Annotated in this window: 27 protein-coding genes and 1 riboswitch; of the genes, 11 read left to right on the forward strand and 16 right to left on the reverse strand. The window is 71.0% G+C overall.

From position 1 onward, the window contains the following. Positions 1–10: 10 nt before the first annotated feature. Genes JJ691_RS23620 through JJ691_RS23630 form a run of 3 tightly spaced genes read right to left on the reverse strand, consistent with a single transcriptional unit; the run spans position 11 to position 1,820 of the window. Positions 11–670 carry a QcrA and Rieske domain-containing protein gene (locus tag JJ691_RS23620; RefSeq protein WP_211770893.1) on the reverse strand — a complete coding sequence of 220 codons (660 nt, stop codon included), beginning with the start codon at positions 668–670 and terminating at the stop codon, positions 11–13. Then, positions 667–1,230: an RNA polymerase sigma factor gene (locus JJ691_RS23625; protein ID WP_249228137.1), complete on the reverse strand. Its 564-nt coding sequence runs from the start codon at positions 1,228–1,230 to the stop codon at positions 667–669. The genes JJ691_RS23620 and JJ691_RS23625 overlap by 4 nt, the downstream gene beginning before the upstream one ends. Positions 1,231–1,277: 47 nt before the next feature. Beyond that, positions 1,278–1,820, reverse strand: coding sequence for a TetR/AcrR family transcriptional regulator (locus JJ691_RS23630; protein WP_211770894.1), 543 nt, complete (start codon positions 1,818–1,820; stop codon positions 1,278–1,280). A 78-nt stretch (positions 1,821–1,898) separates the two neighbouring features. On the opposite strand from JJ691_RS23630, the gene JJ691_RS23635 reads away from it, so the two are divergent. Genes JJ691_RS23635 through JJ691_RS23645 form a run of 3 tightly spaced genes read left to right on the forward strand, consistent with a single transcriptional unit; the run spans position 1,899 to position 3,604 of the window. Continuing rightward, positions 1,899–2,300, forward strand: coding sequence for a hypothetical protein (locus JJ691_RS23635; protein ID WP_211770895.1), 402 nt, complete (start codon positions 1,899–1,901; stop codon positions 2,298–2,300). 28 nt (positions 2,301–2,328) lie between these two features. Next, positions 2,329–2,469, forward strand: a complete 141-nt coding sequence (locus JJ691_RS23640) for a hypothetical protein (protein ID WP_211770896.1) — start codon at positions 2,329–2,331, stop codon at positions 2,467–2,469. Positions 2,470–2,479: 10 nt separating this feature from the next. After that, entirely contained in the window at positions 2,480–3,604 is a 1,125-nt protein-coding gene (locus JJ691_RS23645; RefSeq protein ID WP_249228138.1) for a DUF3500 domain-containing protein, read from the forward strand. A gap of 43 nt (positions 3,605–3,647) precedes the next feature. Here the strand turns inward: JJ691_RS23645 and JJ691_RS23650 are convergent, their stop codons facing one another. Then, positions 3,648–4,394 (reverse strand): SDR family oxidoreductase, encoded by a 747-nt coding sequence (locus tag JJ691_RS23650; protein ID WP_211770897.1) that lies wholly within the window; start codon positions 4,392–4,394, stop codon positions 3,648–3,650. Positions 4,395–4,560: 166 nt separating this feature from the next. Between JJ691_RS23650 and JJ691_RS23655 the strand changes: the two genes are divergently transcribed. From JJ691_RS23655 to JJ691_RS23665, 3 genes are all read left to right on the forward strand, one after another. Continuing rightward, on the forward strand, positions 4,561–4,971 hold the full coding sequence (locus JJ691_RS23655; protein ID WP_249228139.1) for a cupin domain-containing protein: 411 nt from the start codon (positions 4,561–4,563) through the stop codon (positions 4,969–4,971). Next, positions 4,968–5,318 (forward strand): LuxR family transcriptional regulator, encoded by a 351-nt coding sequence (locus JJ691_RS23660; protein WP_211770898.1) that lies wholly within the window; start codon positions 4,968–4,970, stop codon positions 5,316–5,318. Before JJ691_RS23655 ends, JJ691_RS23660 begins: the two co-directional genes overlap by 4 nt. A gap of 101 nt (positions 5,319–5,419) precedes the next feature. Beyond that, positions 5,420–6,283: an RNA polymerase sigma-70 factor gene (locus tag JJ691_RS23665; protein WP_211770899.1), complete on the forward strand. Its 864-nt coding sequence runs from the start codon at positions 5,420–5,422 to the stop codon at positions 6,281–6,283. Between the two features lie 19 nt (positions 6,284–6,302). Here JJ691_RS23665 and JJ691_RS23670 read toward each other — a convergent pair whose 3' ends face one another. The 3 genes from JJ691_RS23670 to aceA all read right to left on the reverse strand — a co-directional run bounded on the left by JJ691_RS23670 (position 6,303) and on the right by aceA (position 10,216). After that, a complete protein-coding gene (locus tag JJ691_RS23670) occupies positions 6,303–7,214 on the reverse strand; it encodes a methylenetetrahydrofolate reductase (protein WP_211770900.1) in 912 nt (303 codons plus the stop codon). Positions 7,215–7,224: 10 nt separating this feature from the next. Then, positions 7,225–7,338, reverse strand: a riboswitch (cobalamin riboswitch). A gap of 50 nt (positions 7,339–7,388) precedes the next feature. Continuing rightward, on the reverse strand, positions 7,389–8,936 hold the full coding sequence (gene aceB, locus JJ691_RS23675) for a malate synthase A (protein ID WP_211770901.1): 1,548 nt from the start codon (positions 8,934–8,936) through the stop codon (positions 7,389–7,391). Beyond that, the gene (aceA, locus tag JJ691_RS23680) at positions 8,936–10,216 is read right to left on the reverse strand and encodes an isocitrate lyase (protein WP_211770902.1); all 1,281 of its coding nucleotides are present in this window, start codon (positions 10,214–10,216) and stop codon (positions 8,936–8,938) included. The genes aceB and aceA overlap by 1 nt, the downstream gene beginning before the upstream one ends. A 159-nt stretch (positions 10,217–10,375) precedes the next feature. Between aceA and JJ691_RS23685 the strand changes: the two genes are divergently transcribed. Continuing rightward, a complete protein-coding gene (locus JJ691_RS23685; RefSeq protein WP_211770903.1) occupies positions 10,376–11,764 on the forward strand; it encodes a short-chain fatty acyl-CoA regulator family protein in 1,389 nt (462 codons plus the stop codon). Here the strand turns inward: JJ691_RS23685 and JJ691_RS23690 are convergent. Next, positions 11,752–12,642 (reverse strand): NADP-dependent oxidoreductase, encoded by an 891-nt coding sequence (locus JJ691_RS23690; RefSeq protein ID WP_211770904.1) that lies wholly within the window; start codon positions 12,640–12,642, stop codon positions 11,752–11,754. The two genes, JJ691_RS23685 and JJ691_RS23690, sit on opposite strands and share 13 nt — an antisense overlap. Further along, a complete protein-coding gene (locus JJ691_RS23695; protein ID WP_211770905.1) occupies positions 12,639–13,592 on the reverse strand; it encodes a hypothetical protein in 954 nt (317 codons plus the stop codon). Before JJ691_RS23695 ends, JJ691_RS23690 begins: the two co-directional genes overlap by 4 nt. A gap of 78 nt (positions 13,593–13,670) precedes the next feature. On the opposite strand from JJ691_RS23695, the gene JJ691_RS23700 reads away from it, so the two are divergent. Continuing rightward, on the forward strand, positions 13,671–14,633 hold the full coding sequence (locus tag JJ691_RS23700; RefSeq protein ID WP_211770906.1) for an Lrp/AsnC family transcriptional regulator: 963 nt from the start codon (positions 13,671–13,673) through the stop codon (positions 14,631–14,633). Positions 14,634–14,676: 43 nt separating this feature from the next. Further along, entirely contained in the window at positions 14,677–15,555 is an 879-nt protein-coding gene (locus tag JJ691_RS23705) for a TIGR01777 family oxidoreductase (RefSeq protein ID WP_211770907.1), read from the forward strand. 84 nt (positions 15,556–15,639) lie between these two features. Here the strand turns inward: JJ691_RS23705 and JJ691_RS23710 are convergent, their stop codons facing one another. Together JJ691_RS23710 and JJ691_RS23715 are read right to left on the reverse strand one after the other, a co-directional pair. Next, positions 15,640–16,647 (reverse strand): MBL fold metallo-hydrolase, encoded by a 1,008-nt coding sequence (locus JJ691_RS23710; RefSeq protein WP_211770908.1) that lies wholly within the window; start codon positions 16,645–16,647, stop codon positions 15,640–15,642. Positions 16,648–17,083: 436 nt separating this feature from the next. Further along, complete coding sequence (locus tag JJ691_RS23715; RefSeq protein ID WP_211770909.1) at positions 17,084–17,842, reverse strand: enoyl-CoA hydratase/isomerase family protein; 759 nt, start codon at positions 17,840–17,842, stop codon at positions 17,084–17,086. Between the two features lie 172 nt (positions 17,843–18,014). Here JJ691_RS23715 and JJ691_RS23720 point away from each other — a divergent pair, with 172 nt between their 5' ends. Beyond that, positions 18,015–18,440 carry an SRPBCC family protein gene (locus JJ691_RS23720; RefSeq protein WP_211770910.1) on the forward strand — a complete coding sequence of 142 codons (426 nt, stop codon included), beginning with the start codon at positions 18,015–18,017 and terminating at the stop codon, positions 18,438–18,440. On the opposite strand, the gene JJ691_RS23725 is transcribed toward JJ691_RS23720, so the two are convergent. The 4 genes from JJ691_RS23725 to JJ691_RS23740 all read right to left on the reverse strand — a co-directional run bounded on the left by JJ691_RS23725 (position 18,424) and on the right by JJ691_RS23740 (position 23,173). Beyond that, a complete protein-coding gene (locus tag JJ691_RS23725; RefSeq protein ID WP_249228140.1) occupies positions 18,424–21,045 on the reverse strand; it encodes an ATP-binding protein in 2,622 nt (873 codons plus the stop codon). The genes JJ691_RS23720 and JJ691_RS23725 overlap by 17 nt on opposite strands. 68 nt (positions 21,046–21,113) lie before the next feature. After that, positions 21,114–21,698, reverse strand: a complete 585-nt coding sequence (locus JJ691_RS23730) for a TetR/AcrR family transcriptional regulator (protein ID WP_211770911.1) — start codon at positions 21,696–21,698, stop codon at positions 21,114–21,116. A gap of 39 nt (positions 21,699–21,737) precedes the next feature. Beyond that, positions 21,738–22,442, reverse strand: a complete 705-nt coding sequence (locus JJ691_RS23735; RefSeq protein WP_211770912.1) for a hemerythrin domain-containing protein — start codon at positions 22,440–22,442, stop codon at positions 21,738–21,740. A gap of 203 nt (positions 22,443–22,645) precedes the next feature. After that, complete coding sequence (locus tag JJ691_RS23740; RefSeq protein WP_211770913.1) at positions 22,646–23,173, reverse strand: DUF4232 domain-containing protein; 528 nt, start codon at positions 23,171–23,173, stop codon at positions 22,646–22,648. Positions 23,174–23,422: 249 nt separating this feature from the next. On the opposite strand from JJ691_RS23740, the gene JJ691_RS23745 reads away from it, so the two are divergent. Continuing rightward, the gene (locus JJ691_RS23745) at positions 23,423–24,601 is read left to right on the forward strand and encodes a cytochrome P450 (RefSeq protein ID WP_211770914.1); all 1,179 of its coding nucleotides are present in this window, start codon (positions 23,423–23,425) and stop codon (positions 24,599–24,601) included. Here the strand turns inward: JJ691_RS23745 and JJ691_RS23750 are convergent. Continuing rightward, on the reverse strand, positions 24,591–25,040 hold the full coding sequence (locus tag JJ691_RS23750; protein ID WP_211770915.1) for a nuclear transport factor 2 family protein: 450 nt from the start codon (positions 25,038–25,040) through the stop codon (positions 24,591–24,593). The genes JJ691_RS23745 and JJ691_RS23750 overlap by 11 nt on opposite strands. Positions 25,041–25,089: the final 49 nt, after the last annotated feature.

Here is a 25,089-nt window from a genome sequence, read left to right on the forward strand (position 1 = left end):
CGGGTCCGGGTTACGCCGGCGGCGGCACGAAAACCTCGACGCGGCCGCTGTTCTCCCGCACAAGCAGGGTCGGCAGCGGCGCCGGGGCGACCGGCAGCTCGTGCTGGGCCAGCGATCCGTCCACATTGAACGAGGTTCGGTGGCACGGACAGTTCAGCTTGCGCTCTGGCGCATCCAGCCGTAGCCGGCAGCCGAGGTGGGTGCAGATCGCCGACACCGCGGACACTTCTCCCCCGCTGCGCCGCAGAAAGCCTGTCACCGCGCCGAGATCGAAGGGCCGCACGCTGCCGTCCGGCAGGTCCGTCGAGGCCACGACGGTCCGCCACTCCCCGTTGTCGGGCACCATGTTCTGCTGCTCCGGGGCGGCCGCCGTCTGCGAGACCAGCACGTGGTCGAGGCCGGCTCCCACCGCCGTAGCGGCTGCGGCGGCCGTCGTGATCTTGACGAACTGGCGGCGATTGCCGGATGGCGTCGGCTTCTCCGCCATCTCGCCGGCCAGCCGATCCCGCAGTGCCGCGACGAACTCCTTGGACGGCTCGCCACTGTCCTGTTCGGACTGCAACAGGATCGCCGCCCGCACCTCGGCGGCCTCGTCCTCGGTCGCCTTGAACGGCCTCGGCTTGCGCCCGGCCAGCAGGTCCTCGACATAGCGCCACGCTGGAGTCTTCACGACAGCATCCCTTCCGCCACCGTCGCGGCCTGCCGAAGGGCCCGGTGTTGCAGCACCTTCGCGTTGCCGACCGTAACCCCCATCTGCTCCGCCGCCTCGCGCAGCGAGCACGCGCCGAGGAACCGCAGTTCCAGGATCCGCCGGTACCGCTCCGGCAGCGCGGCCAGGATAGCCGCCGCCCGGGCCGGCGCCGTCGGATTCTCCGGCGCCGGCTCCGGCGTCGAGATGCCGAGTTCCTCGTCCAGGGTGGTGACCTCCCGGCCGAGGGTGCGCCGCCAGTAGTCGGCCAGCACCGTGCGGGCGGTGGCGAGCAGGTAGGAGCGCACCTCGCCGATGCTGGCCGTGACCCGCAACGGCTTGAGCGCGGTCAGGAAGACCTCGGTCGTGAGGTCCTCCGCGTCCGGTCGGTTGCCCACCTTGGCGTACATCAGCCGGTGTATCCGGCCGACGTTGTCCCGGTAGACCGCCTCCCAGTCGGCGTAGACATCCTGCCCCACCAGGTGCAGCCCCCTCGGCTCCGCCCGCTGCCGCTCGTGTTGTGCCTCGGCTCGCTCGCCCACCCGCCACCATCCTCCACCCGTCCCCGAAAGACGGATAGGAGCGGGGGTTACACGAGCACCCCGTGCAGCAGCAGATCGATCAGCCGTCCCGCCAGGTCACGCCGGCCCTCGCTGGCCGCGATCAGGCTGATCCCGCCCAGCGCCATCAGCACGTCCCCCGCGTGCGCCTGCGGCCGCATGTCCGCCGTGAGCAGGCTCTCGATCGCCCGCGCCAGCATCGCCCGGGTCTCCAGCCGCTCCCCCTCATCGGTCAGCACCACTCGGAGCACGTCCGCCATGCCGTCCTTGGCCGCCATGAAGTCGATGAACCGCTCCATCCAGCTCCGCAGCGCCTCGCCCGGCTCCAGCCGCTCCGCCAGCTCCGGCGCCGCGTCGCACAGCCGCTGCACCTCGTTGCGGTACGTCGCCTCGATTAGCAGCTCCTTCGACGGAAACCGCCGGTAGAGCGTGCCCACACCCACCCCCGCCGCCTTGGCGATGTCCTTCACCGAGGCATTCGCCCCGTCCCGCCCGAACGCCTCCGCCGCCGCCACCAGCAGCCGGTCCTCGTTGCGCTGCGCGTCCGCCCGCAGCCTGCGACCCTCCGCCACCCCGCACCCCTCGCCTAAACGGAACCGACTCCGGATCTGACTCTACCGCCGCGGCCGCCCGAGGCAGATGATCGTGTCGTGGTGTATCTGGTGGCTGCCTTCTTCTGGCTGAGTGCCGGCGTCATGTTGCGAAGCACGATCCGGATGTGGCGGGATCCGAACCACATCGTTCGGTTCACTGGCCGGTACGGGTTCAAGCCGGACTTCGACCGGGGCCTGGCCCGCGGCTTCACCGCCTTCACGCTCAGCATGACCTCCCTCGCGCTCGCCGTGCCGCTGATCGCCTACACCGACCCGGCGCGCGGCGTCGTACGCGGGCCGACCTGGCTCGCCTACGTCGAGGGCGGCCTGCTCCTGCTGTTCATGCTCGGGCTGGCCCTCCAGTTCTGCATCGCCTGGTTCAACCGCCCCAAGTTCCTGGTGCCGCCGCAGCGCCGCGACGAACCAGGCGTGTGGCGGGAGCGCCGGGCCAGGCGTTGACCGGCAGGCGTGCTCGGCGTGGAGCTTCGTGCAGCCGGAGGCGCAGCAGCGGTTCGAGCGGGATCTGCGCCGGGACCTGGCCGACGGGACCTGGGACCGCAAGCACGGCCACCTGCGCACGCAGCCGACCTTCGAGGGCTCGCTGGTGCTGGTGGTGAGCGAGTCGTAGGTTCGACAGTGTGACGGACCGCGATCCGGCCGGGCGGATGGTTGACGCCGCCCGGGCCTGGCTGGACAGTCTGGATGACGAGCAGCGCGCGGCGGCGGCCTGGCCGTGGCCGGCCGAGGAGGAGCGGCACCGTTGGTATTACACGCCAACGGATCACGGGGGTCTGCCGCTGACCAGGATGCGGCCGGCGCAGCAGCAGCTGGCGATGCGGCTGGTGGCGTCGGGGCTGTCGCGGGCGGGCTTCGTGACGGTGTCGACGATCATGGGCCTGGAGAACGTGCTCGACGGCCTGGAGGGCTTCCGGGTGGACTGGGGCCGGGAGCGCGGCCGAGATCCGCAGCTGTACTGGCTGCGGGTGTTCGGCGAGCCGTCGGACGAGGGCCCCTGGTCGTGGCGGTTCGGCGGGCACCACGTGTCGGTGCACCACGTTGTACTGAACGGCACAGTTCAGGCCAGCACGCCCTGTTTCCTGGGCGCTGACCCCGCGGCCTCGCCGCTGTTGGGCGGACACCTGCTCCGGCCGCTCGGGGCGGTGGAGGATCTCGGACGGGACCTGGTGCGCTCGCTCGACGAGGAGCTGGCCCAGCAAGCGGTGATCAGCGCGACGCCGCCGGTGGACATCGTCACCGGCAACCGGCCCCGGATCGGCGAGGGGAACACGGCGATGCGCCTGCCGGACGTCTGGCGCGGCCGCTTCACCGAACCTCGGCTGGCCGACTCCGTGGAGGAGATCCAGCAAGCGGCCGAAGCCAAGGTGGGCCTCCAGCCGAAGCACCTCGACGACGTGAGCCTGACGACCGCCCCGAAGGGAGTGCCCGCGACAAGGTTCTCCCCCGAACAGAGGGACCAGTTGCGAGCACTGCTCATGGTGTTCCTCGGCCGTGTCCCGGACGAGCTGGCCGAGCGGGAGGCGGCCAAGTTCGCCGGCGACAAGCTGCTGGACGTGCACTTCGCCTGGGCCGGCGGAATCGAGCCGGGCCAGCCGCACTACTACCGCCTCCAGGGCCCGCGCCTGCTCGCCGAGTACGACAACACGCAGCGCGACGTCAACCACGTGCACTCGGTGTGGCGGGACCCGGAGGGCGATTTCGGCGACGACGTCCTGGCCCGGCACCTCGCCGCCCACCACCGTTAGGACGCGCGGGTGGCGCATGGAGGAACGCCACCCGCGCGAGCTCTCACTTCTGCGCGGCCAGCCACGCGTCCAGACGGGTCTGGGCCAGGCGGGCGTCCGGCCCGGGCAGCAGCACGGACTGCCCGGGCACACCGCCGTAGAACAGGGCGTCGGGGTCGGTGATCACCTGGCGCGGGTCGCCCCGGAACGCCAACACTCGGCGCACCCACTCGTCGAGCCCGAACGCCTCCGGCCCGGCGATCTCGACCACGCCGTTGACCGGGTCCCCGGCGGCGGCGCGGGCGACGGCCGTTGACACGTCAACAGCGGCCATGGGCTGCACGCCGACACCGGGCAGCCGGACGGCGCCGTCGACCACGGAGGTGTCGGCGATGGCCCCGGCGAACTCGAAGAACTGAGTGGCCCGCACGATGGTGTGCGGCAGCCCGGCCCCGCGGATGGCGGTCTCCTGCGCGACCTTGGCCCGGTAGTAGCCGATCTCGGGCGAGCGGTCGATGCCGATGATGGACAGCGCGACGTAGTGGCCGACGCCGGCCTCCCGGGCGGCCTCGGTCAGGTTGCCGGTGGAGGTGACGAAGAAGTCCATCACGTCGTCGTCGGCGAACGACGGCGAGTTGGACACGTCGACCAGCACCTGAGCGTCCCGCAGCACCTCCTTCAGCCCCTCGCCGGTGAGGGTGTTCACGCCGGTGCTCGGCGCGGCGGCGACGGCCTCGTGGCCGGCCTCGGTCAGCTGCCGGACGACGCCGGAGCCGATCAGGCCGGTGCCCCCGATGACGACGATCTTCATGGTCTGTCCTTCCCAGTGAGCCTCAGCTCCAGCTAGGACCGGACAGCACCGGGGTTTGTGACAGCCCCGATGTGTGACAGCGACGTGATGGCCGTCTCCCGCTGTCACACATCCGAGGCCTGGCCGGTCCTAGCTGGCGTCAACCCACGAACTGGAGGAGCACACCGTGGAGGACTTCTACGCCGCCGGGCCACCGCCGCAGCTGGACGTGGTCGCGACCGTGCCGGACGCGCCCCAGATCCACGAGCACGCCGAGGCGATGACCATTCTCGTCACGCTGCCGCCGGCCAGCCCGGGCGCGCCGCCGCACCGCCACTCCGGCCCGGCCTACGGCTACGTGGTCAAGGGCGAGATCGTCTTCGAGCTGGAGGGCGAGCCGGCGCGGGTGGTCAAGGCGGGCGAGGCGTTCTGGGAGCCGGGCGGCGACGTGATCCACTACCAGGACGGCAACCACCTGACCGACGCCGAATCGGCCTTCGTGGTGACCATGTTCTGCGTGCCGGGGCAGCCGATGCTGGTGCCGGTCAGCGCCGAGGAACTGGAGCAGCGCAAGGACCGCCGGGCGCCGCGCCCATGACCAAGACGTCGCTGGTCGCGGTGGCGCAGGGACAGTTGGACCAGGCCCGGGCGTGCCCACAGCGGCGCAGTTCGTTGACCGTGCACGAACACCGGGTGCGCCACACGGTGACGGCGGTGCTGGCCAACGAACATCTGCACGAGCAGGACTTGTGCTGGGCGACCACGGTGCACGTGCTGCGCGGCCGGGTCCGGCTGATCGCCGGGCGCGAGTCGTGGGAGGCGCAGCCGGGCGACCTGCTGTCGCTGCCGCACCGCCGGCACCGGATCGAGGCCGTCGAGGACTCGGTCTTCCTGTGTAGCGACGCGGTTTCCGTTGGCAGAGCGGATGTTCAGCCCAACGGATGATGCCCACCTGGTCCGTGGGCACGGGGAAGGCGGCCGGGCTGGCGTACGCTGCGACTGGCAGTGCGCCGCCCGGCCAGCCCCGTCGAAAGGGACCAGACAGCATGGAGACGACGCTCGACGACGCGGCCGCGGTCTTCGCCGAGGTGCGGCCCCGCCTGTTCGGCATCGCCTACCGCATGCTGGGCACCGCCGCCGACGCCGAGGATCTGGTGCAGGAGGTGTGGATCCGCTGGCAGACCGCCGACCGGGCGAAGGTGGAGCATCCGGCCGCCTACCTGGCCACCACGGCCACCCGGCTGGCCATCAACGCCACCCAGTCCGCCTACGCGCGGCGGGAGCGCTACGTCGGGCCGTGGCTGCCGGAACCGGTTGACACGTCAGCGGATCCGCAGCTGGGCGCCGAGCGGGCCGCTGCCCTGGAACTGGGTGTGTTGCTGCTGCTGGAAAAGCTCACGCCGACCGAACGCGCCGCCTACGTGCTGCGGGAGGCGTTCGACTACCCGTACCAGCAGATCGCCGAGATCGTGCAGACCACCGAGGCGACCGCCCGGCAGTACGTCAGCCGGGCGCGCAAGCACTTGGCGGCCGAGCGCCGCGCCCCGGTCGATCCGACCGAGCAGCGGCGGCTGCTGACCGCGTTCGTCCAGGCCGCGCAGGCCGGGGACCTGTCGGCGCTGGAGGAGCTGTTCGCCGCGGACGTGGTCAGCTACTCCGACGGGGGCGGTGTCACGCGGGCCACGAAGTACGTGGTCACGGGCGCGGACGCGGTGTCCAAGCTGGTCCGTGCCTGGTCGACCAACTTCTGGGAGGACGTGCGGACCGTGCCGGCCATGCTGAACGGCGCGGACGCGCTGCTGCTCCAGCGGGACGGCGAGACCATCGGCGTGCTCTCGATCGTCGGCTCGGCCGAGGGCATCGACCAGGTGATGTGGGTCCTCAACCCGGCCAAGCTCACGACGCTGTGAGCTCGGCCGGCTCAAACGATCATGCCCGGGCCGGCAGCAGCCCCAGCCGGCCGACCACCTCGGTGGTCGCCTTGGACATGTTGAACGTGTAGAAGTGCACACCCGGCACGCCCTCGTCGATCAGGCGCTGGGCCAGCTCGGTCACCACGTCGATGCCCTCGGCCCGGAAGGCCTTGGGGTCGTCGGCCAGCGGTTCGAGCCGTCGGGCGATCGACGGCGGCACCGGCGCGCCGGACAGCTCCACGGTCTTGTGCAGGGTGCGGACCGTGGTCAGCGGCAGGATGCCCGGCAGCAGCGGCGCGTCGCAGCCCCGCTTCGCCATCCGGTCCCGCAGCCGCAGGAAGTCCTCGGCCTCGAAGAACAGCTGCGCGATGGCGAAATCGGCCCCGGCACGGAACTTCCGCACCAAGTACTCGGTGTCGGTGTCCAGGTCGGTCGAACGAGAGTGACCATAAGGGAAAGCCGAGACTCCCACGCAGAAGTCGCCGAGTTCCCGGACCAGCGCCACCAACTCCTCGGCGTAGGTCAGCCCGTTCGGGTGCTTGACCCACTCCCCCATCGGGTCGCCGGGCGGATCGCCCCGCACGGCGAGGATGTTGCGCACGCCCACCGCCGCGTACCAGCCGATGACGTTGCGCAGCTCGGCCACCGAGTGGTCGACCGCGGTCAGATGGGCCATCGGCAGCAGGGACGTCTCCCGCACCACCCGACCGGTGGTGCGGATGGTCCGGTCCCGGCTCGACCCGCCGGCCCCGTAGGTCACCGACATGAACGCCGGGTCCAACCCCTCCAGCTGCCGGATCGCCAGCCAGAGCCGCTGCTCATCGGCGGCGTCGCGGGGCGGGAAGAACTCCACCGAGAACACCGGTCCCGGCCCGTTCAGGCGATCCAGCACATGCGCGCACGACAACTCCACGCGTGTCAGCTCCATCCTCGTGGACAACACAGCCGTGCCCGCGGCCGGTGTCTGACTCCCGGCCCGTCGAGCCGGTCACAGTGGCGGGACCGCGCCGGATTCGCACCGGCTTCCCTGCACCGCGGGCCTCGGCCAGAGGATACCGGCCGAGGCCCCGCGGGTCCCGCTCATGCCCACCATCCGGAACGGTCAGGCCAGGTGCCGCGCGTACGCGCCGGTGGTGAAGAACGTCGGCAGCTCGGACGCCAGGGCGTTGCGCCGGAACAGCTCCCGCACCGGCTCGCGGCGCTCCGGCTTCAGCGACAGCAGCTCCTTGTCCACCATGTCCTCCACCAGGTCGGCGGTGACCACGCCGCCGTCGGCCAGCGGGGTCACGTGCCGCAGCCACTGCCACACCTGGCAGCGGGCGATCTCGGCGGTGGCCGCGTCCTCCATCAGGCCGTTGATCGCGGCGGCGCCGGTGCCGTCGAGCCAGGCGTCGAAGTAGCGGACGGCGACCGAGACGTTGTTGCGCAGCCCCGGTTCCGTGACGCGGCCGGGCGTGCGGTCCACCGCGAGCAGACCGGCGGCGGTGGCCACCACGTCGGTGCGCTGCCGATCCAGCTGGTCGTCACGGGGGAAGGCCGCCCGGCAGGTCTCGACCAGCGCGGGGTGCGCCACCCACGAGCCGTCGAAGCCGTCGATGGACTCCCTTTCCTTGTCCTGTCGGACGATGTCCATGCAGGCGGTGTTGGTCTCGGGGTCGGGGTTGGGCAGGAACGCCGACATGCCGCCGATGGCGTGCGCGCCGCGCCGGTGGCAGGTGCGGACCAGCAACTCGGTGTAGGCGCGCATGAACGGCACGGTCATCGTGACCTGGCCGCGGTCCGGCAGCACGAACTCCGGGCGGGCGCCGAAGTTCTTGATGACGCTGAAGATGTAGTCCCAGCGGCCGGCGTTCAGGCCGGCGCTGTGCTCGCGCAGCTCGTAGAGGATCTCGTCCATCTCGAACGCGGCCGTGATGGTCTCGATCAGCGTGGTGGCCCGGATCGTGCCGCGCGGCAGGCCCAACTGGTCCTGGGCGAAGCAGAACACGTCGTTCCACAGCCGGGCTTCCAGATGGCCTTCGAGCTTGGGCAGGTAGAAGTACGGCCCGTGCCCACGCTCCAGCTGCCGCCGTCCACTGTGGAACAGAGCCAGCCCGAAGTCCAGCAGGGAAGCGGAGACCGGCCGACCGTCGACAATGATGTTCTTGTCCACCAGGTGCCAGCCGCGGGGCCGCACCACGATGGTCGCCGGCTCCGCGCACAGCTCGTAGCGCTTGCCGCTGTCGGCCGTGAAGTCGATGCGCCGGTCCAGCGCGTCGATCAGGGTCAGCTGGCCGGTGATCACGTTGTGCCAGGTCGGCGCGCACGCGTCCTCGAAGTCGGCCATCCACACGTCGGCCCCGGAGTTGAGGGCGTTGACCGCCATCTTGCGCTCCGGCGGCCCGGTGATCTCCGCCCGGCGGCGGGCCAGCCCCGGCGACGGGGAGGCCACCCGCCACGACTCGTCCTCGCGAATGTGCTTGGTGTGCGGGAGGAAGTCGGGCAGCTCGCCCTCGGCGAAGCGGGCCCGGCGCTCGCGGCGGGCGGCCAGCAGCTCGGACCGGCGGCCGGCGAACTCGTCGTCCAGCCGCACCACGAAGGCGACCGCCTCGGGCGTGAGGACCTCGTCGAACCGGGGGCCGCGTTCCCCGGTGATCTCGACGCTGCGCATCAGAACTGGGCCTGCTCGGTGGAACCGGCCAGGGCCGTGGTCTCGCCGGCCGGGTTGAGGGTGGTGCTGACCAGATCGAAGTAGCCGGTGCCGACCTCACGCTGGTGCTTGACCGCGGTGTAGCCGTGGGCCTCGGCCGCGAACTCCCGTTCCTGCAGCTCGACGTAGGCGGTCATGCCGTCCTCGGCGTAGCCGCGGGCCAGATCGAACATGGAGTGGTTGAGGGCGTGGAAGCCGGCCAGGGTGATGAACTGGAACTTGTAGCCCATGTGCCCGAGCTCGCGCTGGAACTTGGCGATGGTGGCGTCGTCCAGGTGCTTGCGCCAGTTGAAGGAGGGCGAGCAGTTGTAGGCCAGCAGCTGGTCCGGGTACTGGGCCTTGACCGACTCGGCGAACCGGCGGGCCACCTCCAGGTCCGGCAGGGACGTCTCCATCCACAGCAGGTCGGCGTACGGGGCGTAGGCCAGGCCGCGGGCGATGCAGGGCTCGATCCCGTTGCGCACGCGGTAGAAGCCCTCGGCGGTGCGCTCGCCCGTGATGAACTCGCGGTCACGCTCGTCCACGTCGGTGGTGATCAGGCTGGCCGCCTGGGCGTCGGTGCGGGCGATCACCACCGACGGCACGCCGGCCACGTCGGCGGCCAGCCGGGCCGCGTTGAGGGTGCGGATGTGCTGGCCGGTCGGGATGAGGACCTTGCCGCCCAGGTGGCCGCACTTCTTCTCGGAGGCCAACTGGTCCTCCCAGTGCACGCCGGCCGCGCCGGCGGCGATCATCGCGCTCATCAGCTCGTAGGCGTTGAGCACGCCGCCGAAGCCGGCCTCCGCGTCGGCCACGATCGGGGCCAGCCAGTCTTGGCCATATTTGGTTTGCTCAGCGACGGTGCCCTCGGCGTGGCTGATCTGGTCGGCCCGCAGCAGCGCGTTGTTGATCCGGCGCACCACCGCCGGCACCGAGTTGGCCGGGTACAGGCTCTGGTCCGGGTAGGTCTGGCCGGACAGGTTGGCGTCGGCGGCGACCTGCCAGCCGGACAGGTAGATCGCCTTCAGGCCGGCCCGGACCTGCTGCACCGCCTGGTTGCCGGTGAGCGCGCCCAGGGCGTGCACGTAGTCCTCGGTCCGCATCAGGTCCCACAGCCGGCGGGCACCACGGTCGGCCAGTGTGTGGGCCTCCTGCACGGTGCCGCGCAGCCGCACCACGTCCTCGGCCGAATACGTGCGCTCCACGCCGTTCCAGCGCGGGTCGGTCGCCCACTGCTTCGCGATTTCCTGTGCCGTCGACATGAGGCTCAACTCCCGTGGTCGAATTCGTTGCACCGACCGTGCCATTTCCTCGTTTCGACTGTCGACACCGCGGAACCGGCGAATTCTTGAAAATCTTCATACCCGGATCTGCCAACTTTGCTAATGGCGGGGTTAGCAAGATGGCCCTACGCTGGGCGGATGGAGAAGGCCTTCGTCGGCGCCCGGCTACGCCGATTGCGTGACGAGCGCGGGATGCGGCAGGCCGACCTGGCCCGGCTGCTGGGCATCTCGCCCAGCTACCTCAACCAGATCGAGCACGACTCCCGGCCGCTGACCGTGCCGGTGCTGGTGCGCATCACCGAGGCGTTCGGCGTGGACGCCGGTTTCTTCGCCGCCGACGACGCCGCCCGCCTGGTCGCCGAGCTGCGCGAAGCGCTGCCGATGGACCGGGTGTCAGTGGCCGACCTGCGGGAGGTGGCCTCGGGCATGCCCGAGGTGGCCGAGGCGGTGATCGCCCTGCACCGGCGCGGGCGCAGCCTGGCCGAGCAGGTGGAGGCGCTGGCCGGGGACCGGGCCGTCGAGCAGTCGATCGGCGTGCACGAGCAGGTCCGGGACTTCTTCTACCGGCATCGCAACCATTTTCCGGAATTGGACGAGGCCTCTGAATCGATTGCGGAGGCCGCCGGCGTCCGCCCGGGCGAAGTGCGCACCGCGCTGTCTTCGCACCTCTCTCGAATGCACGGCGTCCGCGTCGTCACCGCCCCGAGTGACACATCCCACAATGCCAACGCCGGTGAAATGCATCACTACGACCCGGCCGCCCGAGTGCTGCATCTTTCCCTTCACCTGCGCCCCGGACAACAGGCTTTCCGAATGGCCACGCTCATCGCCCAGCTCGAATTCCCCGACCTTTTGGATGCCGTCGTCGAGGGTGACGACAGCGCGAGCCGGTCGCTGGTGCGCATCGGCCTGGCCCGCTACGCCGCCGCCGCGCTGATTCTGCCGTACCGGGCGTTCCACGAGACCGCCGAGCGGCTGCGCTACGACATCGAACTGCTGGCCGACCACTTCGCCATGGGCTACGAGAGCATCTGCCACCGGCTCACCACGCTGCAGCGGCCCGGCCTGCGCGGCGTGCCGTTCTCGTTCGTGCGGGTCGACCGGGCCGGCAACGTCTCCAAGCGCCAGTCCGCCACCGGGTTCCACTTCTCGCGATCGGGCGGCACCTGTCCACTGTGGAACGTCTATGAGGCTTTCGCCGCCCCCGGCAAGGTGTTGACCCAGGTCTCGGCCATGCCCGACGGGCAGCGGTACCTGTGGATCGCCCGCACCGTGGCGCGCAGCCGGGGCGGCTACGGCGGGCCCGGCAAGACCTTCGCCATCGGCCTCGGCTGCGAGATCCGGCACGCCGGCCGGCTCGTCTACTCCGCCGGGATGGACCTCGACGACCTCCGTGCCGCCACCCCCATCGGCCCCGGCTGCCGCACCTGCGACCGCCCCCTGTGCCCCCAGCGCGCCGCCCCGCAGATCGGCCGGGCGCTGCGGGTCGACGAGAACCGCAGCACCTTCGTGCCCTATCCGGACTGAACGACGATCTTGCCGCGGGCATGGCCCTGTTCGCTGCGGGTGTGGGCTTCGGCGATGTCCGTGAACGGGAAGACCCGGTCGATCACGGTCCGGAACTTTCCTTCAGCGGCAAGGGGTAGCACCGGTGCGAAGGACTCGGCGGTCTGCTTGCCGGCGCCGGTGGAGGTCAGGACGCCGAGCCGGGCGGCGGTGAAGTCGGCGATGGTCAGGACTCGCCGAGGGTCGCCGGTCAGCTCGATGGCCGTCGGCACGAAGCCGTGCCCGGTCACGTCGTAGACGGCATCGACGGGCCGCCGAATGGTTTGCCCGTAGGCGATGGGCGTCGCGCCGAACGAGGCCAGGTGCTCGTGGTTGCGCTCGGACGCGGTGCCGATGACCGTGACGCCTTGTGCGGCAAGGAGTTGCACGACCGCGGTGCCGACCGCACCGGTCGCCCCGTTGACCACGACGGTCCAGCCCGATTGGACACCAAGGGCTGCGATGCCCCGCGTGGCCGTTTCGACGGCCACCGGCAGCGTGACCGCGGCGGTGAACTCCAAGGCGTCGGGTAGGATCGTGAGCGCTTCGACGCGAGCGACGGCGTACTCCGCGTAGGCGCCCGAGTCGGCAAACCCCACGACCCGGTCACCGACCGCCAGACCGGTCACGCCGTCACCGACTTTGGTTACGTGGCCGGCGATTTCCTTGCCCAGGATCACCGGCAGCGGTGTCGGGAACGCATGCTGGACTGTCCCAGCACGGATCTTGCACTCCAGACTGTTGACCCCGAACGCGTTGGTGCGGACGAGGACCTGGCCAGGACCGGGGACCGGCGTCGGCACCTCCGTGAGCGTGAAGTTCTCGACGCCGCCGAAGGCGGTGAGCAGTTGGGCTTTCACTTGTGTCCCTCGGCGTAACGGTCGGTGGGCGCGACCTGGGTGAGGGCCCGGTCGGACAACAGGACAAGGTGCTCGGTCGGCTCGGTGGCGATGCTGGTGTGCGCCACACCCAACGGGATCCGAACCAGGTCACCCGGCCTCAGCTCGACCGAACCTCGTTGGGAGACAACAATTCGACGACCGCTGATCTGATACTGGATTTCGTCGGCGTCCAGGGTTCGGCGGTAGTGCCGGCCGTCGGCGGCCGGCAGCCACACGCTGCCCAGGCGCATGCGCGGCGACCGGTACTGCCAGGTCACGCCGGTGGCACCGGGGGTCGTGGTCAGGACTTCCAGGCGCTCAGAGTCGTTGCTCAGCAGGCGTTTCTCGTCCACTGGGAAGACCGCGATGTCGTGGCCCGGCGTGCCCATGCATTCGGTCACCGCCTCGTTCACCGGGCCGGCCTGCCAGCCCTCGAACGGCGGGAACGTCGCCTGCGCGAGGCGTGTGGGTTGGCGCTCCTCGATCATCGGGGCCGGCGAGTAGAACAGCAGGTGGCTCTCGCGCCGGCCGTAGTTGTCGTGCGCGACACCTCGGGGGATGCGGGAGAACTCGCCGGCGCGGTGCTCGATCACGCCCCGCTCGGTCATCAGGGTCCGCTCCCCGGCGATCTGGAAGCAGAGCTCGTCGACGTCGCAATTGCGGTGGTAGAAGGGCTGTCGGGTGTCGTCCATGGTCTGCCACTCGATGCGCAGGTGATCGTTCTCGTACACGCCGCGCGGCGCGGCGAAGGCCTGCGGCACGTGCTCCCGCGGGAAGTGCACGACCGCCAACGGTTCCTGGTCGTGCCACGGCGTGACGGGCAGGCCGCTGGGGTGCGGCGGCGCGAGCAGCAGGTTCGCGTCTCGTTCGAGGACGCTCAGCGGCTCCGGGGAGTCGAACAGCTCCAGTGCTTCGGTGACGGTTTCCATGCGACAGACACTGGCCTGCGATCGGACGAACGCGTAGCCAGGTCGCTGTCAGCGGGAGAATCCGACATGATGGAGCTTATGACGAGGGAATCCGTCGTGCTCGACGATGTCGATCGAGGCCTGCTCCAGGCCCTGGTGGTCGACGGCCGGGCGTCGTTCGCGCGTATCGGCGAGGTGCTGGGCGTGTCGGACCGCACCGTGGCGCGGCGCTACGCCCGGATGCTGGAGAGCGACCTGGTCCGCCTCGTCGGGGACGTCGACCCGGTCCGGATCGGCGGGGCCGAGTGGGTCGTCCGCGTGCAGTGCAAGCAGGGCGCTGCCGCCGATGTCGCGCAGGCGCTGGCCCGTCGCGACGACACGCGGTGGGTGAACCTGGTCTCCGGCGGCACGGAGATCTGCGCCAGCCTGCGCTCCTGGTCCGCGACCGAACGCGATGAACTGCTCCTGCACCGGCTCCAGCGCACCGCGCCGGTCCTGTCTGTCACCGCGCACAACGTCATGCACGTCTTCGGCGGCGGCCGGCAAGGGCTCGACGGTCCGGGATCCCTTGGGCCGGAACAGATCGCGGCCCTGGCACCGGTGCACGGCGAGCCGGCGGAGGCCCTGACCGACGCGGACCGTCCGCTGCTGCGGGCGCTCGCCGAGGACGGCCGCGCACCCTATCCCGTGCTGGCCGCCGCCACCGGCTGGTCGCAGTCGCGGGTCGCCCGGCGGCTCGACGCGCTGCGGGCCGCCGGGCTGCTGTGGTTCGATGTGGACGTCGACACCGAACTGCTCGGCTACCACGCGGAGGCGCGGCTGTGGGCGTCCGTGTCGCCCGCGGACCTCGTCACGACCGGCGCCACCATCGCCGCGCATCCCGAGGTCGCCTTCTGCGCCGCCACCACCGGGCCGACCAACCTGCTGGTCGCCGTCGTCTGCCGGGACAGCCGCGACCTCTACCGCTACCTCACTGACCGACTCTCCGCGCTGCCGCAGATCCACACGATCGAGACCGCGCCGATCATCCGCACCGTCAAGCGAGCCGGGCCGACCCGCTAGAGTTAACACCGTTAATCACTTCCGTCGTGAGAAGGGCAGGCCGATGCGCGTAGTCGTCGCCGGGGCGTCCGGGGTGATCGGGACCGCCCTGACGCCGGTGCTCCGTTCCGCCGGGCACGAGGTGCTGCGGCTGGTCCGCCGCTCGCCTTCGGCTCCCGACGAGCGCCAGTGGGATCCCGTCGCCGGGACCATCGCCGACGGCGCGCTGGACGGCGTCGACGCCGTGATCAACCTGTGCGCCGTCGACACCACCGCCAAGAGGTGGACTCCCGAGTTCAAGAAGGAGCTCACCGACAGCCGGGTCGTGCCCACCCGGGTGCTGGCCGAGGCCGTCGCCGCACAAGGCGTGCCCGCCCTGTTGAACAGCTCTTCCGTTGCCTACTACGGCGACACCGGCGACCAGGTCGTCGACGAGTCCGTGCCGGCCGGCACCGGCTTCCTGGCCGACATGGACCGCGAACGCGAAGAGGCCACCAAGGCCGCCTTGGCGGCGCGGGTCGTCCTGCTGCGCACCGGCATCGTGCTCTCCCCCACCGGCGGGCTGCTCGGCCAACTGCGCCCCATGGTCGCCTGGGGCGCCGGCGGCCGCATGGGCACCGGCCGCCAGTACCTGGCCTGGATCTCCCTGCACGACGAGGTCGCCGCCATCCAGTTCGCCTTGGAGCACAAGGAGATCAGCGGCCCCGTCAACCTCTCCGGCCCGCAACCGGTCACCAACGCCGAGATGGTCCGCGCCGTCGGCCGCCTCCTGCACCGCCCCACCCCGTGGGTCTACCCGCCCTGGCTGCTGCGCCTCTTCGCCGGCGAACTCGCCGACGCCGGCGCCATGACCGGCCAGCGGGCCGTGCCCGACGCCTTGATCCGCCACGGCTTCGAGTTCCGCCACCCCACCGTGTCGGTCGCCCTGGCCGCCGCCCTTTAGTCCATTCAGGCGTACGTCAGCCCCCGCCCAAGATCAAGGGACCTTCCCTGACGTTCAACGTCATGAAGGACCCCTTCACCACGTTCAGCTGATGTCCTTGGGGGCGTCGAGCAGGAGTGAGACCGCGATGGTGATGATGTTGTCGCGGGTGAAGACGTCGACGCCGGCGAGCTTGCCCAGCCAGCGCTGGCGGATCTCGGCTTCGGCACGGGTGGCGATGGCGTCGTAGTAGAGCTGGAAGGCGGCCCAGTTGTTGCCGGGCTCGACCTGGGCGGTGAAGTCGGCGAGCCTGGTCTGGCCGACGACGCGGTTGGTGGTGTCCCACAGGTCGTAGGTGAAGTCGCGGGACGTGCGGATGTCGGCGGGGGTGCCGAGGCGATGGACGTGGCCGCCGACGAAGGTGTCGATGTCCAGGCGGCTCAACACATCGTGGGCACGCAGGACGCCGGGGACGCTGTCGGCGGTGCCCCAGGCCTTGAACGGGGACCAGCCGGGCAGGACGACATCGACCATGACGGCGGCGCGTTCACGGGGCACGTTGACGATGATGTTGCCGGCCTCGTGGTTGGGGCCGGGATAGCTGAGCTCGAAGGCATGCCCGCCGACGTGCAGGACACGGCGGTCGGTGAAGGTGGTCGTGGGCATGGGACGGTTGGGGTCGCGGTTGGCCTTGACGGTGGCGGCAGTGTCCACATGGGACACCCGTACGACGTCGCCGAAGGCCTTGGCGTTGGCGATGTGGTCGGCGTGGGAGTGGCTGTAGATGATGTGCGTGACCGGCTTGGCGGTGACCCGTTTGATCGCGGCCGGCAGGGCGGTGGCGAGGCTCGGGGGTGCGTCGATGAGCACGACACCGGCTTTGGTGACAACGAAGGCGGACTGGTTGCCGCCGGCGGTGACGGCGTACATGGCGTCGCCGATGCGGTCGAGGATGTATCCCTCGGCCGGCACGGGACGCGGGCGGGCGTCGGCCGGCAGCGGCGTGAACGTGGGGGTCGACGCGCTGGCCCGGCCGGCCAGCGAGGCCACGCCCAGGCCTGCCGCCGCCGCGCCGAGACCCAGCATGCCCCGCCTGCTCACCCGTCCAGCCATCACCCATCCTCCAGTTCAATACATGTATTCGTATACTGGTATCAGCGTAACAACAGGCGGCGGCCCCGTGCCTCAGAACTGGCTCAGAGCCCGGGCAACCTCGCAAACAGGATTTCTCATCCCAGCAGGTGATCGATCACCTTCAGGATCGGCCGCTGAGGTCGAGGTGATACCGCCGGGCGGAAGAGGGGCAGCGCACGGCGTAGGTCTTCGGCGGACCGGTCAGCTTCGCCGGAGTGTCCACACTGGACTTGTACGACCTGGCCGGGTTCTGCCGAAAGTGCGAACGGCCCTACTGCCCAGCTCACTGGCAGGTGTCCGGCAGCGGATACGGACGGTGCCCGCGGGGGCACGGGCAGAGCCTCGACCCGCACTGGAGCCCTGACTAGCGCGAGGGCTGGCCGTCGCCGCGATCACGGCGACGGCCTGCCGACGGTCAGCCGCCCGCGGCGATCTGCTTGATCCGGGCGGCCATCGCCGGGCTGTTGCCGGTGATCTGCTTGAACTCGGCCAGTTCCAGCGCCAGCCCCTCGTCCAGGGACAGCTCGGCCGACTGCACCAGCACCCGCTTGGCCGCGTACACGGCCTCGGTCGGCAGCTCGACGAGCTTGCGGCACCAGGCCACGGCAGCGTCGACGAAGCCCTCAGTGGGCAGCACCTCGTTGACCCAGCCGACCTTCAGCGCCTCCTCGGCCTTGAACACCCGGCCCCGCAACAGAACCTCGGCGGCCAGGCCCGGCCCGATCAGACGGAGCAGCCGCGGCGTGCCCCCGCCGCCGGTGGTGATGCCGACGTTCACCTCGGGGTTGCCCAGGTGCGAGCGCTGCGAGGCGACCCGCAGCTGGCAGGCGATGGCCAGCTCGTTGCCGGCGCCCCAGGCCTGCCCGTCGATGGCCGCGACCACCGGCTGCGGGATGTCCCGCACCAGGTCGGTGACCCGGTGCCAGGCCGGCGGGCCGTCCTCGCCCTCGCCGCGGCCGAGGCGGGCCAGGTCCTCGAGGTCGCCGTGCGCGATGAAATAGCCGTCGACGCCGCCGGTCAGCATCACGGCCTTCAGCTCGTCGGATTCCTTGCCCACTCGTTCGAGCAGATCCCCCAGCTCGGCGATGGAGGCGAAGTCGAGATAGTTCCGCGGCGGCCGCGTGTAGGTGAGAACAGCGATGCCGTCACGGTTCTCGAGTGCCCAGTTACCCATGGTCGAATTATCCAAGCCCACCGTGACCACCGGCAACCGCACGTTCGGGCACCGAGCTCTGCCCGGTGTGCGGCCAGGGTGTCGGCCAGTGAGTCACCCGGGGGCGATGGACCGGGCCCGGCGGTGACCATATTTCCCGTCACGCCAAATCCGAACAGCGAGGGAAACAGCGATGTCCGTCACACGTTTTCACCTGGTCTCCACGCTCAGCCCGGCCGACGCCATGGCCGTGCTCACCGACTTCGGCCCGGCCCGCGTGCGGGACTGGCCGTCCATCGACACCCTTGAGGTGCACGAACGGGGCGATTCCTGGGCCGAGGTGACCGAGGGCACCGCCGCCGCGTGGGAGCGGGCCCGCTACGAATGGGACGCCGACCGGCGGCGGGTCACGGTGTCCACGCACGAGTCGAAGCTTTTCGGGGTGGGCGGCGGATGGATTTTCCAGCTGACGCCGGACGGCGACGGAACCCGGATCGACGTCGAGTTGACGCGGGAACCGCACAATTTCCGCCAGCGCCTCTTGGCGGCCGCGTTGCCGATCATCGGCCCGGCGAGTCTGCGCAAGTCGTTCGAGGCGGCGCTCAAAGCGAAGAAGTAGCCAACTCCCGTCTCGACGTAATGCCGAGCTTGGTGAACACCTTGCGCAGGTGCCATTCCACCGTGCGGGGGCTGAGGAACAGCGCGGCGGCGATCTCCGGATTGGTGCGGCCGGCGACCGCCAGCCGGGCGATCTGCGCCTCTTGCGGGGTCAGTTCCTCCACAGCGCCGCCGCCGCGTTTGCGGACCGTCTCCCCCGTCGCGGCGAGCTCACGGCCGGCGCGCTCCGCGAAGCCGCCGGCCCCGGCGGCCAGGAATGCCTCGTGGGCCGGCCGGAGCTGGTCACGGGCGTCGGCGCGGCGGTTCTCCCGGCGCAGCCACTCCCCGTACAGCAGGCGCGCGCGGGCGGCGGGCAGGGCCAGTGGCAGCCGGTCGATCGCCTCACGGAACTTGTCGTCAGAAGGGGCGACGAGGGCGTCGGCGAGGGCCTGTGTGCCCAGCGCCCAGTCGGTGCCGGCCGGGCCGGTGTGCTCGGCCAGCCGGTCGCGGGCCTCGGTCGCCGCAGCGATGTCGCCGGCGTGGATGGCGGCCTCGACCAGTTCCGTCCATGGGGAAATCCCGAGGTGCGGCCCGACGCGGGCGGCCGCGGCCTGAGCGGCGGCATACCGGCCGAGGCCGTTGTTGAGCACGGCCAGGGCATGGTCGGCCATGGCGGTGAGCCGTCGTTCGCCGCGCTCGTCGGCGTCCCTGGTCACGGTCTCGATCAGCTCGACCGCCGGCTTTTCCTTGCCCTGCAAGGCAAGCAGCGTGAGCTCGGCGAACGGATCCCCGGCCAGGCCGGTGGCTTCCCGCAGCGTGCGGACCTCGTCGAGCAACGCGGCGGCGTCGGTCAGGCGGAGGTCGGCCAGCAGCGCGCCGGCCCGCGCGGTCAACGACGTCGGCAGAACGGACAGCGCACCGGTGACCCTGGTCTCGGCCAGCACCGTCTCGGTGATCCGTTGCCACGCCTGGTCGTCCCAGATCTCCTGGGCGACCGGGGCGACCAGCAACAGCGGAGCCTCGCACAACGCCCGCCTGAGGCTCGGCAACGCCGCGACGTAGCCGTCGAGCGCCCACGCCGCGAGGCCGGTGAGCAGCAGCCCGGCCGGATCGTCGCCCGCCGGCAGGGCCCGACCGGCCTCGGCCGCCGGACGCGGGTGGTCACCGGCGTGCACCGCCGCGCCGAATGCCGCCAGGTACGTCTCCCGGGCGGCGGCCAGATCGAGGTCCGCCAGCCGCCGGGCGGCGGCGAGCAACGGCGGGCCGGCTGCGCGGCCCCGGTTGACGGCGAAGGCTACCTGGGCCCGCAGCCGCTCCACTTCGGCCTGGTGCAGCGGATCGAGCGGGCCGAGTTCCGCTGCTGCCAACAACTCCGGCACCTTGGCCGGCTGGCCGGCGGCGAACCGGGCCTGCGCCGCGGCGAAGGCGCGGGCGGCCCGCGGCTTCGGGTCGGCGGTCAGCTCCGCGGCCCGCTCCAGGAAGGCGGCGGCCGCGGCGTGGCCGCCACGGGAACGGGCCCGGTCGGCCGACTGAGCCAGCTCGGCCGCGACCTCGTCGTCCAACCCGAGGGTGGCGTGGGCGCGATGCCAGGCCCGGCGATCGGGATCCTGCTGCGGATCGGTGACGTCGGCGAACGCCCCGTGCACCGCGCGGAGCTCGGCCGGGGTGGCGGAGCGCCAGCTGGCCGAACGCACCAGTGGATGCCGGAACCGCACGCGGGCCCCGAGTTCGAGCAGCTCAGCCGATTCGGCCGGGGCGGCGGCGTCCGGTGTGACGTTGAGCCGTTCCAACGCCCGCCACAGCAGCGGGACGTCGCCGAGCGGCTCCACAGCGGCGGCCAGCAACAGCGTGCGGGTGTCTTGGGACAGCTCGGCGATCCGCCGCTGGAAGCCCTGTTCGATCCGGTTCGGGATCGGGGCCGTGGTCCGGCCGCCGAGGCCGAAGGCCAGCTCCGCCGGCGTGCGGCCGCGCGGAAGTTCCAGCAGCGCCAACGGGTTTCCGTGGGTCTCGGCGACGATCCGGTCCCGGATACGGGCGTCGACCGGTCCCGGCAGCACCGAGTCCAGCAGCGCCCGGGCGTCCCCGTCGGGCAGGCCGTCGACCCGCAGCTCGGGCAGGCCGTCAAGCAGTTCCTCGTCGCGGGAGGCGAACACCAGGGCCACCGATTCGGCGTCCAACCGCCGGGCCACGAAGGTGAGGATCACCTCGGACATCTTGTCCAGCCACTGCACGTCGTCCACCACGCACAGCAGCGGCCGCTCGGCCGCCGCCTCGGCGAACAGCCCGAGCACCGCCAGCCCGACGTGCAACGCGTCCGGAACTGCACCGGCCCGTTCACCCAGCCCCACCAGCAGCGCCTCGCGCTGGGGCGCCGGCAGCCGGTCCACGTGGGTCATCAGCGGGACGCACAACCGTTGCAGCGTCGCGTAGGCGATCTCGCTCTCCGACTCGACGCCGACCGCCCGGGACACCCGCTCGGCGGGCATCGTGCCGGCCACGTAGTCAAGCAAGGCGGTCTTGCCGGCGCCGGCCTCACCCCGCAGCACCAGCACCCGGCTCCGGCCGTCGCGGACGTCCCGCACCAGCCGGTCCAGCGTCTCCTGCTCGCGTCTGCGTCCCAACAGCACGTCGGCGAGCCTACCCGCGGCCGGCGTGGCGGGATCTGTTGGCAGTGGCCGGATCCGTGCGATCCGCGCTAGGCCGCACGCAGGTGGTCCAGGCAGAAGTCCAGCGCCGCCTCCAGGTGCTCGGACGATCCCGTGGACATCAGGATCACCACCCCGCCCTGGATCGCGGCGAGCAGCGCCGACGCCGCCGCGGAGGCTTCGATGTCTCGGCTGATGTGGCCGCTGGCCTGCATCTTCTCGATGCCGATCTCGACCTGCCGCTGCCACTGCGCGAACAGCTGCCGGGTCACCTCCTGCGCGGCCGGGGTACGCCGGTCGATCTCCATGATCAGGGCGCCCAGCGGGCAGTGCACGCCCTGCCGGCGGTAGCGCCCGACGACGGCGTCCCGCCACTGCCGCCACGCCGTCCATGACGTGAGCTCGCTGAGGTAGGGCTGCTGGTCCTCGATCACCCGGTCGGCCTCGTGCTGGGCCACCGCAAGCAGCAGCTGCTCGCGTCCCTCGGGGAAGTAGTGGAACAGCTGGCTCTTGCCGGTGCCGCTGCGGCTGCCGACGTCGTCCAGGGTGACATTGCCGACGCCGCGTTCGCGGATCTCCGTGGCCGCCGCTTCGACGATCCGCAGGCGGGTCGCGGCCCCCTTCTTGGTGAGCACCCATTGAATGTACCCTGCGGTCCATTATCCGGCGAGCCTCTAGGCGATGCCCGTCAGCGAACACGGCCCGTCGGCCGGCGACGGCGGGCCAGGGGCGTGGGGCGGGGTGGCGGTGCCGTAGACGCGCTGGGCGTGCTCGGCGAAGGCCTGCTCCGAACGCTCCAGGATGGCCGAACGCAGGGGCAGCCGCTCGACCGTCATCCGGAACACGTCGGGATCGGCGTCGTAGCGCAGCAAACCGAAGATCAGCGGGGCCAGTTCGGTGTCTTCAACGTGGTCGGCAAGCATCTCGTCACACTCGGCCGAGGTCACGCACCGGGCGATCAGCGGGACGACGTGCTCCTCCTCCCGGGCCAGGTGATCGGCCAGCGGCAAGATCAACGCGTCGAGCACGGCCGCGGTGGCGTCCCGTGCCGACGGGGCAGCCGCGGCACGCCAAGAATCCAGTGCCTTCCCCAAACAACCGACCAGAACGTCGATATCCTGGTGCTCGCTCTCCATGGCCCGCACGAGCGGCGCGGCCTCCGCCGGCAACCGGTCGAGCAGCTTGGGCCAGAAATGCCGGTCCTCGACGCGGTGGTGCCGGCGCGCCAGGCCGGCGACCAGCTCGACGTGCCCGATGACGACCCGAGCCCGGTCCACGTCGCCGCCGACAACGGCCCGCACGAGCTCGGGCATGAAGCCGAATTCGCGCTGGACCATCGCGTGGACCAGGTAGATGGCTCTGACGTCCGCGAGCGTCATGTTCGATCCTCCGGCCGTTCGGGTCTGAGGGGCAGGATGCCGCCCCGGGACCGCTCTCGCCGGGCCACCGGGTGAACCGACGATCCGATGTGCCTGAACGGACATGCCCGTCACTTCCGACACCGGTTACGGCGAACCGCCCACCTGGACGGAACGGAAAACTGGCCGGCACGGAGAACCGTGCCGGCCAGTGGAAACCGGCGTCAGGCCGCGGTGACGGCGCTGACGATCAGGTCGTGCGCCTGACCCGAGTCGTCCATCGCGCCCAGGCTCCACGGCAGCGTGATGTTCGGGTCGCTGCTGATGCCGCGCGGGTCGGTGGTGCTCGGCGCGACCACGGTGACGCTGGCCGGCGTGACCTGGTTCGACGGGGCCTCGATTCCGGTCCAGTGCAACAACATCGTGGCCGACTGGCCGTCCGAGATCGTCACCAGCGGGGCGTTCGCGGCGTCCGCCGCGGTCGTCACGGTGATGCCCGGGGCGCCGGTCAGCGAGACCGGCAGGCTGCCCTGGAAGTTGCAGGACTGGCCGGGCTTCGCGGTGAACTTCACCTGCGCGTAGCGCTGGCCGGCCCCGGGCTCGCCCGGCACCAGGGTGGTGGTCACCTGGGCCGAGGTACACCGGAAGTCGGTCGGCATCGCCGAGGCCGCGGCGGCGGGAACGAGCGCGGCCACGGCGACGGCGCCGAGGACGGCGGCGCCCGCCGCGGTGCGACGGAGTCCGGTGTTCATGAGGATAACTCCCTTCTCGGAGGGTGAGCGGGTGGTCACCGCTCACCCTCAGGTCTACCCGACACCCTATCGAGCAACACTCGTAAGTGGGAATCGCCTCGCCCAAGCAACCCGCGGTGACCGTCGAACGTCCCAACAACGGCGAAACTCTGGGCAACGACTCAACGTGTCCATAATGGGCAGGTCGGCGAATGTAACTAAAGTAGCTTCACGCCGAATTCGCACCGGCGTGGATGGTCTACTCGCGCCATGACACCTGCACGCCCTTTTCCGTTCCGCACCGCGCACCAACTCGACCTCGATCCGGAATTCCGGCAGCTGCGCCCCGCGGAACCGCTGCTGCGCGTCGAACTCCCGTACGGCGGCGAGGGCTGGCTGGCCATCGGCCACGCCGCGGTCAAGGCGATTCTGGGCGATTCCCGGTTCAGCCGGGCGGCCGTGCTCGGGGCGGACGTGCCGCGGCCGCAGCCGGTGATCGCCCGGGCCAAGACCATTCTCACCATGGACCCGCCCGAGCACTCCCGGCTGCGCCGGCTGGCCGCCCGGGCGTTCACCAGCCGTCGGATGGACGACTTCCGCCCGCGGGTGCAGGCCATCGTGGACGACCTGCTGGACGGCCTGATCACCGCCGGGCCGCCGGCCGAGCTGATCGAGGGCCTGGCCCTGCCGCTGCCCATCACCGTGATCTGCGAGCTGCTCGGCGTGCCCTTCGACGACCGCGACCGGTTCCGGGCCTGGTCCGAGCGGTTCGTGTCGATCACCGCGTATTCGGCGGCCGAGATCGAGGCGGCCGGGGCCGCGCTCAAGGGGTACCTGGCCGAGCTGGTCGAGCGCCGCCGGGTCGAGCCCACCGACGACCTGCTCGGCGTGCTGGCCGAGGTCGACGAGCTCGGCCCGGACGAGCTGGTCAACTTCGGCGTCACGCTGCTGGTGGCCGGGCACGAGTCGACCGCCAACCAGATCGGCAACTTCACCTACACCCTGCTGACCCGGCCCGACCAGCGGGAACTGCTGCTGGCCGACCCCGACCTGCTGCCGTCGGCGATCGAGGAGCTGCTGCGCTACGTGCCGATCCAGACCTCGGCCGGCGGGCCGCGGGTGGCGCTCGAGGACGTCCAGATCGGCGACGTCCTCGTGCGCGCAGGCGAGACCGTGCTGCCCCAGCTGGCCTCGGCGAACCGTGACGACCTGGTGTTCGACGACCCCGAGCGGCTCGACCTCACCCGCGGCCGCAACCCCCACCTGGCCTTCGGCCACGGCATCCACTTCTGCATCGCCGCGCAGCTGGCCCGCATCGAGCTGCAGGCGGCGATCGGGACCCTGCTGCGCCGCCTGCCGACCGTGCGGCTGGCCGTGCCCGAGGAGGAGCTGGTCTGGAAGACGGGGATGCTGGTGCGGGGGCTGCGGGCGCTGCCGGTTACGTGGTAGGCGGCGCCGGCCGCAGGTGCTGGTTGCCGTCGGCCCAGAGCACGGTCAGCTTGAGCCGGTCGATCTGCCAGCCATCGGCCGTCCTGGTCAGCCCGTAGTCATAGGTGCCGGCCACCGTCCACAGCGGATTGCCCAGGTGGGTGGCCTTGCGGTGCACGGCGACAACGTTTGCGGAGGCGGTGGCCCGGTCGCCGTCGACGGCAGCCAGCACGCCGAGCACCAGGTGCTGGACCATGTCAAGCGCCTCGGTGAACCGGGTCATGCGGCCGATCAGCTCGTCCCGGGTGACGCGATGCGGCTCGCCGCCGTAGAGCGAGGAATAGTCCAGGGCGATCTCCGGGGCGAGCACCCCGGCCAGCCTGAGCCAATCGGAACGGTCGATGGCCCAACCCATTGTCGTCACGGTTTCGGCGATGAGTAGACGATCGACCACTTGCACGTTTGTCATCATTCCCCTATTCGACCGGTAACTTCAGGTAAATTGACGG

It is taken from the genome of Kutzneria sp. CA-103260 (assembly GCF_018263855.1).
In the GTDB taxonomy this organism is placed as follows: Bacteria; Actinomycetota; Actinomycetes; order Mycobacteriales; family Pseudonocardiaceae; genus Kutzneria.

What these genes read in the sequence shown, in the direction of transcription:
- JJ691_RS23650 (WP_211770897.1), bottom strand. Translation starts at nt 4,394, where the DNA reads ATGAAGATCGTCGTCATCGGGGGCACCGGCCTGATCGGCTCCGGCGTC.
- JJ691_RS23660 (WP_211770898.1), top strand. Translation starts at nt 4,968, where the DNA reads ATGACCAAGACGTCGCTGGTCGCGGTGGCGCAGGGACAGTTGGACCAG.
- JJ691_RS23665 (WP_211770899.1), top strand. Translation starts at nt 5,420, where the DNA reads ATGGAGACGACGCTCGACGACGCGGCCGCGGTCTTCGCCGAGGTGCGG.
- JJ691_RS23670 (WP_211770900.1), bottom strand. Translation starts at nt 7,214, where the DNA reads ATGGAGCTGACACGCGTGGAGTTGTCGTGCGCGCATGTGCTGGATCGC.
- aceB (WP_211770901.1), bottom strand. Translation starts at nt 8,936, where the DNA reads ATGCGCAGCGTCGAGATCACCGGGGAACGCGGCCCCCGGTTCGACGAG.
- aceA (WP_211770902.1), bottom strand. Translation starts at nt 10,216, where the DNA reads ATGTCGACGGCACAGGAAATCGCGAAGCAGTGGGCGACCGACCCGCGC.
- JJ691_RS23685 (WP_211770903.1), top strand. Translation starts at nt 10,376, where the DNA reads ATGGAGAAGGCCTTCGTCGGCGCCCGGCTACGCCGATTGCGTGACGAG.
- JJ691_RS23695 (WP_211770905.1), bottom strand. Translation starts at nt 13,592, where the DNA reads ATGGAAACCGTCACCGAAGCACTGGAGCTGTTCGACTCCCCGGAGCCG.
- JJ691_RS23700 (WP_211770906.1), top strand. Translation starts at nt 13,671, where the DNA reads ATGACGAGGGAATCCGTCGTGCTCGACGATGTCGATCGAGGCCTGCTC.
- JJ691_RS23705 (WP_211770907.1), top strand. Translation starts at nt 14,677, where the DNA reads ATGCGCGTAGTCGTCGCCGGGGCGTCCGGGGTGATCGGGACCGCCCTG.
- JJ691_RS23710 (WP_211770908.1), bottom strand. Translation starts at nt 16,647, where the DNA reads ATGGCTGGACGGGTGAGCAGGCGGGGCATGCTGGGTCTCGGCGCGGCG.
- JJ691_RS23715 (WP_211770909.1), bottom strand. Translation starts at nt 17,842, where the DNA reads ATGGGTAACTGGGCACTCGAGAACCGTGACGGCATCGCTGTTCTCACC.
- JJ691_RS23720 (WP_211770910.1), top strand. Translation starts at nt 18,015, where the DNA reads ATGTCCGTCACACGTTTTCACCTGGTCTCCACGCTCAGCCCGGCCGAC.
- JJ691_RS23735 (WP_211770912.1), bottom strand. Translation starts at nt 22,442, where the DNA reads ATGACGCTCGCGGACGTCAGAGCCATCTACCTGGTCCACGCGATGGTC.
- JJ691_RS23740 (WP_211770913.1), bottom strand. Translation starts at nt 23,173, where the DNA reads ATGAACACCGGACTCCGTCGCACCGCGGCGGGCGCCGCCGTCCTCGGC.
- JJ691_RS23745 (WP_211770914.1), top strand. Translation starts at nt 23,423, where the DNA reads ATGACACCTGCACGCCCTTTTCCGTTCCGCACCGCGCACCAACTCGAC.